The sequence below is a fragment of the Proteinivorax tanatarense genome (assembly GCF_040267685.1).
Lineage (GTDB): Bacteria > Bacillota > Proteinivoracia > Proteinivoracales > Proteinivoracaceae > Proteinivorax > Proteinivorax tanatarense.
Window position 1 is genome coordinate 1935506 of sequence record NZ_CP158367.1, and the last position, 13144, is coordinate 1948649.

Annotated in this window: 11 protein-coding genes and 1 CRISPR repeat array; of the genes, 1 reads left to right on the top strand and 10 read right to left on the bottom strand. The window is 35.1% G+C overall.

Annotated elements, in window-relative coordinates:
* Positions 1–47: 47 nt before the first annotated feature.
* On the bottom strand, positions 48–1670 hold the full coding sequence (locus PRVXT_RS09650) for a radical SAM protein (protein ID WP_350342665.1): 1623 nt from the start codon (positions 1668–1670) through the stop codon (positions 48–50).
* Between the two features lie 6 nt (positions 1671–1676).
* Positions 1677–1907 carry a hypothetical protein gene (locus PRVXT_RS09655; RefSeq protein WP_350342666.1) on the bottom strand — a complete coding sequence of 77 codons (231 nt, stop codon included), beginning with the start codon at positions 1905–1907 and terminating at the stop codon, positions 1677–1679.
* A 181-nt stretch (positions 1908–2088) separates the two neighbouring features.
* On the opposite strand from PRVXT_RS09655, the gene PRVXT_RS09660 reads away from it, so the two are divergent.
* Positions 2089–2250, top strand: a complete 162-nt coding sequence (locus PRVXT_RS09660; RefSeq protein ID WP_350342667.1) for a hypothetical protein — start codon at positions 2089–2091, stop codon at positions 2248–2250.
* Between the two features lie 1103 nt (positions 2251–3353).
* On the opposite strand, the gene PRVXT_RS09665 is transcribed toward PRVXT_RS09660, so the two are convergent.
* The 8 genes from PRVXT_RS09665 to PRVXT_RS09700 form a co-directional block, all read right to left on the bottom strand.
* Positions 3354–6455, bottom strand: a complete 3102-nt coding sequence (locus PRVXT_RS09665) for an efflux RND transporter permease subunit (protein ID WP_350342668.1) — start codon at positions 6453–6455, stop codon at positions 3354–3356.
* Between the two features lie 2 nt (positions 6456–6457).
* Positions 6458–7726, bottom strand: coding sequence for an efflux RND transporter periplasmic adaptor subunit (locus tag PRVXT_RS09670; protein ID WP_350342669.1), 1269 nt, complete (start codon positions 7724–7726; stop codon positions 6458–6460).
* Positions 7727–7830: 104 nt separating this feature from the next.
* On the bottom strand, positions 7831–8523 hold the full coding sequence (locus tag PRVXT_RS09675; protein WP_350342670.1) for an ABC transporter ATP-binding protein: 693 nt from the start codon (positions 8521–8523) through the stop codon (positions 7831–7833).
* A 2-nt stretch (positions 8524–8525) separates the two neighbouring features.
* Positions 8526–9971 (bottom strand): ABC transporter permease, encoded by a 1446-nt coding sequence (locus PRVXT_RS09680; protein WP_350342671.1) that lies wholly within the window; start codon positions 9969–9971, stop codon positions 8526–8528.
* 19 nt (positions 9972–9990) lie between these two features.
* Positions 9991–10683: a zinc metallopeptidase gene (locus tag PRVXT_RS09685; RefSeq protein WP_350342672.1), complete on the bottom strand. Its 693-nt coding sequence runs from the start codon at positions 10681–10683 to the stop codon at positions 9991–9993.
* Between the two features lie 3 nt (positions 10684–10686).
* Positions 10687–10896, bottom strand: a complete 210-nt coding sequence (locus PRVXT_RS09690; RefSeq protein WP_350342673.1) for a helix-turn-helix domain-containing protein — start codon at positions 10894–10896, stop codon at positions 10687–10689.
* Positions 10897–10906: 10 nt separating this feature from the next.
* Complete coding sequence (locus tag PRVXT_RS09695) at positions 10907–11395, bottom strand: DUF2975 domain-containing protein (protein ID WP_350342674.1); 489 nt, start codon at positions 11393–11395, stop codon at positions 10907–10909.
* Between the two features lie 296 nt (positions 11396–11691).
* A CRISPR array of direct repeats spans positions 11692–12259; the repeat unit is 30 nt; unit sequence GTTTCAATTCCTTATAGGTAAGATATAAAC.
* Positions 12260–12669: 410 nt separating this feature from the next.
* A complete protein-coding gene (locus PRVXT_RS09700; RefSeq protein WP_350342675.1) occupies positions 12670–13083 on the bottom strand; it encodes a hypothetical protein in 414 nt (137 codons plus the stop codon).
* Positions 13084–13144: the final 61 nt, after the last annotated feature.

The window sequence follows — 13144 nt, forward strand, 5'->3', positions numbered from 1 at the left end:
TTATTATCTTTTGTAAATTGAAAGGTTTGTATTCCTATAAATACTTTTTAATACGTTATTAAGCCTTCCAACTGATTTACATCATAATCTGGCAATATTTCTGCTAAGTCTGCTTTACAGGTAATTTTTTCACTAATAAATATTTTTGTTGCTCTGTTTTTGCCGATACCTGGCAGTGATTGTAATTGCTCCACCGAAGCCTCGTTTATGTTAAGACCAGCGATAACACCGGTTAGCGATCTTGGGCCATAGTTTACAACCTTTACATCTACTTTTTCCCCCACTCCAAACTTTCCAAAAACACCTATTAAAATAGGATAACTTCCCAACTGTCTTCCAAAGGCTAAACTGCCCTGAACCTTTTCTATAATAATCTCTTGAAGCAGCGTTCCTACCGGGAAAACCCTTTGTAGCATTGGCTTGTTAATTTCTTCGTTTATTTTTTCTTTATATTCCTTAAACTTATATTGGTTTATCCTACTATTGTTGTACGAGTTTAAATTATTTACCTGCCGAACATTAATTCTTCTCAACATTAAATTTTCATCATATATTTTCTGTAAAAATTCATAGTTTTTCTTCAAAGTTTTGGGAGACTCCCCTAAAAGTCCATGTAAAAAATTAACACCTGGAAGTAATTTAGGTATTCCCCCCTCTCTAAATGAGCATATTTCATTCATTATTTTAATAGCTTCAAAAGTTTTGCTTACATTAGTACCAATATTGTTAGCTTCAAGAACTTTTTCATCTGCTGACTCCAACCCAAAAGCTGCTGTATCTCCTGCTGTATTAAATTGTGCTATGACCTTTAATGCTTGCTTTGACTGTTGAGGAAAGTCTGCTACTGTAGCAGGATTTATATTGTCCATATGTAACACTTTTAAGTTTGGCGCCACTTGCCGTATGCCACTATAAAGTTTTCTTATAGTATCAGGATTAGGGATTAGCTTATCTTGATGTTTTGTAGCTCCAAACAGTAGTAAATCAGTTTGTGCCCCCAATCTAAAATACCTATTCCCCTTTTTATACATTTCCTTTATCTCATCGATTATTCCCTCAACACTTCGTTGATATGTTATTTTTTTAAATCTTTCACTACAAAAAGAACAATGAGTTTGGCGAGGACAACCTCTAAACGTTTCTATTTCACAAATAACTTCTGGATAATTAGGATGTAAGGTTGTTGCATCGACACCAACTTTAGCCAAGCTATCTACTATCTCTTGAGGAGTACAAATTTCTGTAAAATCCTCACCAGTTATTAATTTATATTCTAAAGTTCCCGGTATTTCCCAGGCAACGTAATCTACATTTTCAAATTTAATATCAACATTAACTATTGGACCACTTAAAACACTCTTTTGTTTAGGCAACTGGGCATAGTATTCAATCTCTTTTAAAGTTATGGGTTTTCCTCCTAAATACTTTCCCGGTACAGTGGCACCAGATATTACTGTTAACATATCCACCTGTTGCAACTTTTTTTCCAAATTTTTGTTTTGTCTCAACTGATCAACAGTTAAATAACATATATCCTCTTTTTTTATTCCAGCTTTAACATAACCTCCAAATGTATAACGAACATGAGGGGATATATATGGGGGTACTCCTAAACAAGATGGTTCATCCAAATATCCATCCAAAATTGCAACTTTCTTCACTATAGTCATCCCTTTCTAACCTTCTTTGGTTCCTGTATAAATAAAAGCCTTGTTGTTCATCTTTATATAACTATCTTCATCACTTCCGATAATATTACCACATTTACATTTATAATTCCCATTATCTCTATAAATTCCAAATTGTTTTTTTATCCTACTTTTATGACATTTGATAACCTTTCCCTTTCCAACTTTATAATATTTGTATAATTTGCTTTTGCATCGTGAACATTTTATAGTCAACATGTCAACACCCCACGTTTTTGCTACATAATATTCTGTTCTACAAAGTTTGTTAATATCCTTTTATATAAGGTACACAATAATAAGATAGAAAAAGCTTAGGTTATATGGTACAATTAACTTTGGTATCATTCTTATTAATTATACTTATTCCTCAACAATTGTACACTAGGGGGTAATACCATTGGTCAAAAAAGAAAATTCAGTTAGAAAAGTAATATGTGCTGCATCGGAAGCCTTAACTATGATAGAAGAGGGTGTAAGCACTGAAGAAGCCGTGGAAAAAGTAAGTAAGGAATATCAAGTTAACCCCAAAGAAGTTATAGAATTTATCCAAACTGATTAAAACCATAAAAATGCAGACCACAAAAGGTCTGCTTTTTTATGGTTTTAACTATTTAATTGATAAAATTACTCCTTAACACCTGAATAGATTTAGGTCAAAACATTATTTACCACGAAAACGTCGATATTTTACTCATTCTGCTGGGACTGAGATCTGGACATTTGAAACTTGATTTGATGCTGGGTCTGTGAACCTCTATGGCATAAAAGTAAAGTTTGGCTTAGTGTAATTTCTATAATTATCATACTACGTACAGAGATTTTAGAGGATATAATTAACATAATAATTATCCATATTTTTTACTGACCAAGCATGTAGCTTATTTGGAAAAAAGGATTTCGTCCCAGCATGTAGCTAATTTATACGTTTTCGTGGCCAATTAAGGCTTTTGAATTAGTATATGTAGATATCTTGAGTGGAAGGTCAAAACATTTATTAGCCACGAAAACGTCGATACTATGCTCATTCTGCTGGGACTGAGATCTAGACATTTGAAACTTGATTTGATGCTGGGTCTGTGAACCTCTATGGCATAAAAGTAAAGTTTGGCTTGGTGTAATTTCTATAATTATCATACTACGTACAGAGATTTTAGAGGATATAATTAACATAATAATTATCCATATTTTTTACTGACCAAGCATGTAGCTAGTTTGGAAAAAAGAATTCCGTCCCAGCATGTAGCTTATTTATACGTTTTCGTGGCCAATTAAGGCTTTTGAATTAGTAGTGTAGATATCTTGAGTGGAAGGTCAAAACATTTATTAGCCACGAAAACGTCGATATTTTGCTCATTCTGCTGGGACTGAGATCTAGACATTTGAAACTTGATTTGATGCTGGGTCTATTGGTTCTCAAGGTAAAGGTTTAAAATCTATCATTCCAATTGTAGAGTTAATTAAGTAACCCATTATCTAAATAATTATCTGTTCTATTACTGACCAAGCATGTAGCTAGTTTGAAAAAAGAATTTCGTCCCAGCATGTAGCTAATTTATACGTTTTCGTGGCCAATTAAAGGTTTTTAATACTGAACAATAGGTAAAGTGGTATGATTAGACGGGAAAATTAATTTTTTTCCCGTCTAATCTATTCAATATTAACCTAACTGCTGATATTTGCTTTCTCTGCTTTTTTCTTTGCTTTTTTCTTGGCAAAAAAGTTTGTGAAATCATCTAGAATACTATACATCACCGGAACTAATACCAAAGTTAGTACCGTAGATACTGCAAGTCCTCCAATAACTACAGTTGCTAAAGGAGCTCTAACCTCTGCTCCTTCACCAACGGCTATTGCCATTGGAAGCATTCCTAAAATTGTAGTTAAACTTGTCATTAATATAGGACGCAATCTTGATTTTCCAGCTTCTAATAGCGCTTCTCTTCGCTGCATCTTTTTCCCATGATACAACTGGTTAGCATAATCAACCATAACGATTCCGTTATTAACCACTATACCTGCCAGCATTATTATACCAATAAAAGCGATGATACTTAAACTTCGATTAGTTATAAGCAGCGCTCCTATAATTCCTACAAAGGTTTGAGGTAAAGTAAACATTATTATAAACGGATAGATTAAAGACTCAAACTGTGCTGCCATAGTCATAAATACCAAAACTATCCCCAAAATCAGCGCAAGTTTTAGACCGTCAAATGCATCAACCATTTCTTCGTATGCTCCACCATACTCTACAAAATAACCATCTGGTATATCCAGTTTATCTACCTCTTTTTGAATATCCTCCATTGCTTCTGATAACTCACGGTCAAGAAGCTGAGCCGTAACGGCTCCCGATCGCATTTCGTTCTCCCTTTGTATATGTCTAGGGGCAGTTGTAACTTCAAAAGTTGCCAATTCCCTCAAGGGAACTGAATAACCTAAAGGACTTGGTATATATAAGTTTTTAAGATTGGGAATATCTATATCATGATGATACTCCATCACCATATCCACTTGATATTCTTGACCGTCTTCTCTAAAAATTGTTATAGTCTCATCGGTCATGGCCAGGTTAATAAACTCTCCCACTTGATAACTTGTAAGTCCATGACTTTGTGCTCGCTTATGATCAATATCTATGCTAACTTGTGGAAGCTCTTCATCAAAGGATGTTTCTATTTCTCTAATACCTTCTACTTCCTCTATAGAATTAGCTATTAAACTTGTTTGTTCTTCTAGTACCTCTAATTCATCCCCTCTCACGATAATTTCAACATCATCGCCTACTCCACCAGATATATCCATTACCGATACACGCATATCTACTCCAGCGGTTTCAGGGATATCTCGCCTAATTTTTTCCGCCACTTCAAAAACAGAGTTATCCCTTTCGTCCAAGTCTACCAAGCTAACATCGATTCTTCCTCCGCTACTTCCCAATAGCTCCGTAGCACTACCAGCTCCTACCTGGGTAAAAATAAACTCAATATCTTCAAATTCTTCTAAATAACTTTCTACCCGCAAAATTTCTGCTTCCATCTCTTCAAAGGTTGTACCCGCAGGGAAATCAAAAGTTATATTTAACACTCCCGCATCCATTGCTGGCAAAAACTCAAACCCAACAAAAGAATATAAAAATACACTAAATACCATAAATAACACAAACAATGATACTACTATTTTCCTATTATCTAACGAAAGTTGTAATAGATTCTTATATTTATTACGTAACTTATCCATACCCTGATCTACTTTTTGAGAAAACTTATTCTTTTTACTAAAGTCAGTTCCTTCCGGCATAACTTTTACAGTAAGAACAGGCATAACGGATATGGCAACAATTAGCGACACAAATAGCGAAAAAGTTACAGTCCATGCTAATGGCGTAAATATAATACCTGCTACTCCTTCTACAAATATAACAGGTAAAAATGCAACTACACTGGTTATTGTTGAAGCCGTTATCGCTCCCGCTACTTCTTTACTACCTCTTTCTGCAGCTAAAGCCGGCTCCATGCCTTGCTCTCGTTTGCTAAAAATATTTTCCAGTATTACCACTGCATTATCGACCATCATTCCAACACCTAATGCTAATCCGCCTAATGTTATAAAGTTTAGTGAATCTCCTCGCATATAAATAAGAGCAAAGGTTCCTACTACAGATATTGGAATAGCCACACCAACTATAGTGGTAGCTCTAAAGTTACCTAAGAAAATCCATAAAACTATCATCGCCAACACTGCACCTACTAAGGCAACTTCAATCAAGCTATTAATGGCTTCTTGAATAAACTCACTTTGATCAATAACCACTTCAAACTCTACATTGCCGGGAAGCTCACTTTGTAACTTATCCAACTCTTTATGGATTGAGTTAGCTACTTCTACAGTATTGGCATCACTTTGTTTTCTAATAGATAAAGAAATAGTTTCTTCACCATTAATAGTGGTTACAGGCTCTTGAATTACATTTTCATCTACTACATAGCCAATATCTCCCAAAGATATAGGGCTACCTGACTCATCAGAACCTACAAAAACTGACTCTATTTCATTAACATCTTCAAACTGCCCTGACACCTGCAAGGCATACTCTCTTTCTCCATCTTCCACTGTACCACCGGAGACATCTATATTAGAAGCCTGAACTGCTAAAGCTACATCTTCAACAGACAGCCCATGCTCCTGTAGTTTATAGGGGTCTATGTTAACACTTATCTCTCTTTGTTCACCACCAGCAACATCAACAACTGCCACTCCATCTATACGTTCTAGCTGAGTTTTTACCATACCGTCTGCCGTCTCCGTCAACTGTTGGTAATCTAAATCACCAACCATTCCCACCTGCACGATGGGCATCATATCAGGGTCTAGCTGCATAACCATCGGAGAACCAATATCTCCAGGAAGGTGTCCCCTTACAATATCTACTATTTCACGGGCTTCTAGTGAAGCATATTTCATATCTGTTCCCCAGTTAAAACTCAGTAGCATTATACTTCTACCCTGTTGTGAGTAAGAAGTAATTTCATCTAAACCATCTAAAGTTGACAATGATTCTTCCATTGGTCGGGTTAACATCGTTTCAACTTCTTCAGGGCCGGCTCCTTCGTAATCCATCATAATCAGCAATACAGGAAGTTCCATCTCTGGATATAGATCCACAGGTATCATAGTAAAAGAAATCATACCTAGTAAAATTATTATAGATACAACCATTAGCATTGCTACAGGTCTTTTTATTCCTATGGAAGATAAGTTCATTTTTATTTATCCTCCCTAACTACTTCGACTTCTACACCATCATCAACCTGAGATAGTCCTGCTACAACTACATTATCTCCTTCTTCTAATCCTTCTACATGCACAAGACCATTTTGTGATATCCCCGATGTAACTGGCTTAAGTTTAGCAATATTTTCCTCATCAATTACATAAACATATTCTTCTTCATCTTCTTCTATAATTGCATGCCTAGGCACAGCCAACACATCTAATTTGCTGACAATAGGCAGCTCTAACTGCGCATTCATACCTACCCTCAAATTATCTACTTCATCATCTAATACTAAGTTTACAGGGTAAAACCTCCCCCCTTCTTCCGGTACAATTCCAACCTCTGTAATTGTAGCAGTGACTTTTTCATTTGAAATGGCAGGTATAACAACATCGGCACTTTCTCCTTCAGATAAGTTGACAATATATTGTTCTGAAACAGAGGTGCTTATATGAACTCTCCCTTCACTTACAATTACAATAGCAGGATTAACTGGATTGGCAGTATCACCTTCGCTAATACGTATCTTAAGAACCTCTCCGCTAGCAGGTGATTGTACATAAGTTTTTTCATACTCATCTTCTGCTCGCTCTAAAAGTCTTTCTGCCCACTTTACTTGCTCTTCATAAAATGCCTCTTGAACATTACCGCTATCATCTTCTTTTACAGAATCTACTACTTCTTCTGCTCTTTCAGTACGACGCTGGGCTATTTCATATCTATCCTCATATCTCTCAAGCTGTAACTTGGTTATTTCACCTTCTTCATAATCCTTCCTAGCTTCTTCTAATTCTTCTTTTTTCTCTTGTTCATATTCTTGAGCTTCTTCCAGGTTATCTTGAGCAGTTTTAAGTGACCAGCTCTCTTCCTGTTGGGCTTCATGTAAGTTATTACGGGCATCATTCAAGTCCCTTTGTGCCTCATTAACTCTATCTTTTTGAGTAGAGTTATCCAATTGGAATAAAAGATCTCCCTGACTAACAATATCCCCTTCAGAAACTAAAACTTTTTCCACTGTACCAATAGTGTCAGGCGTAACCCTCCAGTCGTTCTCTGGCACAAAAAATCCAATAGTATTTAAAACCTCCTGTATATCAGTAGGCTTTAATTCTTTAGTTTCTACTAATGGTAGCCTTGCCTCTTCTTGCTTAATAACCGTTTCTTCCTCAGCGTTTACCAGTGATATAACTACTCCCAACGACACCAAAGCTATACCTGCTACTGCTAAAAAAAATTTCTTTGATTTTGGTATTTTCATGTTAAAAACCCCCATAATTATGCTAATCTCTCCTCTAAATTTTGCTGTGATAAAAAATATGAAAAACACTATAAAGTGTTTTTCATATTTTATTTTTATTTACTTTACTTTTGCCTTTGCAACGTTCCATTTTTCAATAAATATGCTACATCAGCTTCTTTTGCCACTTTATCATCATGGGTTACTACAATTACACATTTACCTTTTTCTTTAGCCAGCCTTTTAAAAATCTGCAGCACCTCTTTTGCAATTTTGTTATCTAAGTTGCCTGTGGGTTCATCTGCTAAAATTAAATCCTTTTCACCAACTAGCGCCCTAGCTATAGCAACCCTTTGCTGCTGCCCCCCAGACAGTTTTAAAACCTTTCTATTGGCTTGGCTTTGGTCTAAACCTACCTCTTTAAGCAGATCTAAAGCCAGTTTCTCATTTTTCGGCAAACCCATTATACCCATTGCGGTATAAATATTTTCAATGGCAGTCATGTAGTGGATAAGATTAAAATTTTGAAACACTATGGCCATATTATTCTGCCGATAACTTTGGGTCCCTATTTTTTGTATATCCTCACCTTTATAAGCTACCTCCCCTTTATCAGGATTCTCCAATCCTCCACCAAGGGATAATATAGTAGTTTTCCCCGCTCCCGATGGACCCAAAACCGCATAAAAAGTTCCTGGATAAAAATCCATATTAAAATCTTTTAAAACTAACACCTTTTCCCCTTTATCCTCATACCCGAAAGAAACATTATTAAACGACAGCACGCTTTCCTCTGTTATACCCTTGTTTACCAACATATCTAATCACCCCTACTTAATATTGACTTTGGACTATATCTCATCAAGTTGCTCAATGGCATCATAACCGCTAACACCATCAGTCCTAAGCTTACAATCATAATTTTTAGTTTTTCAAAAAACGAAGTCCCTACTTGCAATTCTTGTATAGGTTTAATATCATCGGAACTTGCACCTGGAGCTCTATTTGCATTACTAATTATCCGTTCCTCCAGCATCTGACCGATGGTAGCAGCGCCTTCTCCATCATCAAACTGTCTATCCATCAACCTATTACTTAGATGTTGAGAAGTAAACCCTCCTACTATAAACGCTATAAACATTGCTACAACTGCTACAACTAGCATTTCAAATAAATATTGGTAAATGATTTTTTTCTTGCTCTCCCCTAGAGAAAGAAAAACCCCTGTTTCATAATTGCGCTCCTTAACCCAAAGCATAAGAACTAAAGATAAAATACAGATACCCGCTATCACTGTTACCAAAATAACTCTTTTTGCCAGTGAAGCTACCCGTTCTGCGGGTTCAACCATATACCTGTATGCTCGTTCATTAGCATCCAACTTAAAGCTCTGCCAGTCTAAATCGTATTGCTGTGAGTCTTCAATAAAAACATCCACATTTTCTGGCTCATCGACATAATATATAATTCTATCTGTCCCTAACGACGGCAGCGTAAAGTTCATTCCTGCTGCAGCAACTTGATTTTGTCGCAGGTTAACAGCTATATCATAAGGTACATATATACGGTTACTTGAACTGATAAGAGAAAGTTGCACTCCATAATTTTCAATTCTGCTTGACAGCCTATTCTGCTCTGCTTGATAGATCCCAACTATCTCTAAATCATAACTTATTTGGTTATCAGCACTTTTAACTTCAATAGTATCGCCAACAGTTACATTGTTTTGATTAGCCAACTCTTGTTCGATAACTACAACTTGGCTATATTGGTCATCTAAAGTTAAGTGGCGACCTTGAGCCATGTTAAAATAACTATCGTCAAAGAAATTTAATAGTTCTGTATTGTCTACTCCAACTACAGCTAAGTTAGGAGGTTCTAATGGGGATGCACTAAAATCTACTTCACTTTCCAGCACCGATGATCCACCCACTATATCTATGTCCCCTCCAACACCATAAGCATACCCTATTGAATTATAGTAAAGTACATTTTCATGCTCTGCAAGCTTTGCTGCTTCTTCACCATCCACAATTTGTGGCGCAAAGTCTTTTTCTTCATCTAACACAGCATTTTCAAAGTCATAGCTCAACGTAGCATAACTTCCTAATGTTTCTCTAGCAAATACACTGGCATTTTCAGTAGCATAAATTATGTTCATGCCGACAACAATTAAACTCAAAATAATTGTCATAATAACTAACATTGTGATGTTTTTACTTTTCCTTCTTTTTACTGAAAGTAACGCTCTATTTAAAAAGCCCATCTACCCAAACCCCTTTCTTTTATCTATGTCTTCTATTTCTTAAGGCAATTAGCCTTACTAACTGTGCAACTGCAGTTGCCATAGCCGCTACATAGGTTAAGGCCGCTGCATTTAAAACTTTTTTGGCACCTACTTTTTCATTTGCCACAATTACGCCAGAGGAATCTAAAAGATTAACTGCTCTACTACTGGCATTAAATTCAACTGGCAAAGTAATTATCTGAAATAGCACTGCCATAGAAAATAGGACAATACCTATGTTCATCATGGTATAACCACCTTCTGCAAAAATCAAACCAGCGATAATAAATATCCAGGCCATAGAAGAACCGAGTCTAGCTAGAGGGAAAATTGCATTTCTCAGCTTAAGTTGCGAATAACCTTGTGCATGCTGAATAGCATGGCCTACTTCATGTGCTGCAACACTTACAGAGGCTACAGAAGATCCATTATATATATCACTAGATAACCTCACCTTTTTGCTTCGTGGATCATAGTGATCCGATAACTTTCCTCCCGTAAGTTCTACATCTACATCGTAAATCCCCTGTTCCCTAAGCAACTTTTCAGCTACCTGGTTACCAGTATACCCGTTTTGGGTTCTAACCTGTGAATATTTTGCAAATGCTGACTTTACTTTTGCTTGAGCAAAAAGTGTCAGTAAAATTGCAGGAATTAAATAAACAATAGTTGTATCAATTGGAAAAAACATATTCTACTCCTCCTTTTCAAATTCTAATAAGTCTCCAGGCTGGCAATCCAGTTCTCTACAAATTGCCGCCAATGTTGAAAACCTAATAGCTTTAGCTTTATTATTCTTTAATATAGATAAGTTTGAATTAGTGATATCCACCTTATCCGCCAAGCTTGATAAATTCACCTTCTTCTTTGCCATAACTACATCAAGATTCACAATAATTGGCATGCAATACCCCCTAAACTGTGAGCTCATTCTCTTCCTTTATGGTTTTAGCTACACTAAAAATTTCTGATAACACAAAAGCCATACATCCCAGAATTAAAAACATAAAGATACCCATCCTGCTTTGATACCCTTCCCCTAGATACGCTATAATGTTTACTTTGGGATAATCAATAAAAATGTTAATTACATCTCTCAACAATGTTAAAAAAGCCATAAACGTTGCTAAAATTCCTATCAGATTAAAGCCTGAAATATTTTCTTTGACAAAAGGTTCTTTTTCAAGGACACTTTTTATAATTTTTCTCAGTTCCCAAATTATCTTCAAAATTATTGCATGAACTATCACAAAAAACGATACTCCAACAATATTTTTGATAGATATAGAAACCCCTAGCGTAAATAACCCAAACCCTACTGTAGTGATAGAGCTAATAATTACTATAAACCATAAAGTGGTGAGCAAAAAAGTAAGTGTTTTAGCAGCTAATTTATGTTGCAAACTTAATACCCCCTAAAATGTCCTTCTATAATTCTATTATACACATTTTTTATTGAATATCAATATGTTTTTATGTATTTTCAATATATTTATATGTAAAAACAACAAAAATATATCGATTAATGTAATTTTATCGTAAAAAATCAATAAAAAATTGTCCACCAAGGCTAACATATGTATTAACTCGCTATCAATAGTACTATCCATCTACATTTATATAAACCAAAAACACTCAAAGGAAAATTCCTCTGAGTGTTTTTAACTAAAAAACTGCAGATGAAAAAAAGAGTTTTAAAACCTAAATTCCTTATAGGTAAGATATAAACATACAAATATAACCCTGAAACATAAACATATGAAGTTTCAATTCCTCATAGGTAAGATAATAACTTCTAATGCATCTAAAGAAGTCTTTACAGCTCTTTGGTTTCAATCCCTTATAGGTAAGATATAAACTTGGGGAAAAGATATTAAAGCATTAGATATAGCTATGTTTCAATTCCTTATAGGTAAGATATAAACGGATGAACTTGAAATCGTCAAAAATTCGTCAAAAATTGTTTCAATTCCTTATAGGTAAGATATAAACTGGGGAGATATTAACTTGCAGAAATTTTGGGGGGTATTGTTTCAATTCCTTATAGGTAAGATATAAACGATTTCCATCTGAATTTCTTATTGGTTGTGCGGTTAAGAGTTTCAATTCCTTATAGGTAAGATATAAACAAAGCGGTCATGCTATAGAAGGTAGTTTAGCAGAAACATGTTTCAATTCCTTATAGGTAAGATATAAACTAGAAATGCTTTTGATACCTATAAAAAGATAGAAAAATAGTTTCAATTCCTTATAGGTAAGATATAAACCCCAAAAAAGGCTGTATTTATGGGATTTTTGTTTTTTCTTTTTATTTGATTCTACTTATTTTTGCCATTATCACAATACTAAAATTCTTAATTATCTCTTGATACCTATCTTCTTCTTCTCTTTACTAAACTTTCCTCATTTTCGTCGATCTCCCGGGTTTTAGGTCTCACCTAGGGTCGACGAAAGTTTTTATTAAATTCTTTTACTTAAGAAAAGTATAAATCTTCGATTCTTGTTTGTCAAATAGCACCTAATAAAAACAATGTTGGGTAAACATTTCAATGAAGGGCTGGCACAGAGGCCAGCCCTTACCTCAACATAGGAAAATAGCAAACTAAGATTGAGTGTTGTAATGAGTCTAAATTTTTAAATGTCTCCGCTCCTGATAAATAACGATACTTATAGTTTGTTATTTTTTGTTTACCCTTTTTTGATTGTTATCTTTCATAAATAATGATATCGCTAGAATTAGTGTTGAGATTCCTAGGCCTAAGTAAAATTCTGGATAGGTTAAGTTTATGCTTTCTTTTATGCTCACTGTTCCAGTGACGGTCATGTAATGCCAAAAAAAGAAAAAGTATATCTTTACTGCTATTATCCCTGTGATTGAGCCTACACATATCCATTTACTAACTTTTTTGTTAAAAGGATACCAAAGTCCAATTAAAAATAATCCTATGGCAATTAACGTGATAGGGTGAAGCAACACTATAGTCCCTCTTACCTCTTGAATTTTTCTTGCTCCGCCAAACCAACTAAGAAACATCGTGGCAATGTTAATTAACAGTAGTATAGTCAAAATGATTTTTTTCTTTGCTCCCATTTTTCTCCTCCTAACTCATTTCTCCACGCTTTTAGTCTATTTTGCCGTTGCAAAAGTTTTT

Coding starts and splice junctions, on each gene's coding strand:
- PRVXT_RS09650 (WP_350342665.1), bottom strand. CDS start 1,670: ATGACTATAGTGAAGAAAGTTGCAATTTTGGATGGATATTTGGATGAA.
- PRVXT_RS09665 (WP_350342668.1), bottom strand. CDS start 6,455: ATGAACTTATCTTCCATAGGAATAAAAAGACCTGTAGCAATGCTAATG.
- PRVXT_RS09680 (WP_350342671.1), bottom strand. CDS start 9,971: ATGGGCTTTTTAAATAGAGCGTTACTTTCAGTAAAAAGAAGGAAAAGT.
- PRVXT_RS09700 (WP_350342675.1), bottom strand. CDS start 13,083: ATGGGAGCAAAGAAAAAAATCATTTTGACTATACTACTGTTAATTAAC.
- PRVXT_RS09655 (WP_350342666.1), bottom strand. CDS start 1,907: ATGTTGACTATAAAATGTTCACGATGCAAAAGCAAATTATACAAATAT.
- PRVXT_RS09675 (WP_350342670.1), bottom strand. CDS start 8,523: ATGTTGGTAAACAAGGGTATAACAGAGGAAAGCGTGCTGTCGTTTAAT.
- PRVXT_RS09670 (WP_350342669.1), bottom strand. CDS start 7,726: ATGAAAATACCAAAATCAAAGAAATTTTTTTTAGCAGTAGCAGGTATA.
- PRVXT_RS09685 (WP_350342672.1), bottom strand. CDS start 10,683: ATGTTTTTTCCAATTGATACAACTATTGTTTATTTAATTCCTGCAATT.
- PRVXT_RS09690 (WP_350342673.1), bottom strand. CDS start 10,896: ATGCCAATTATTGTGAATCTTGATGTAGTTATGGCAAAGAAGAAGGTG.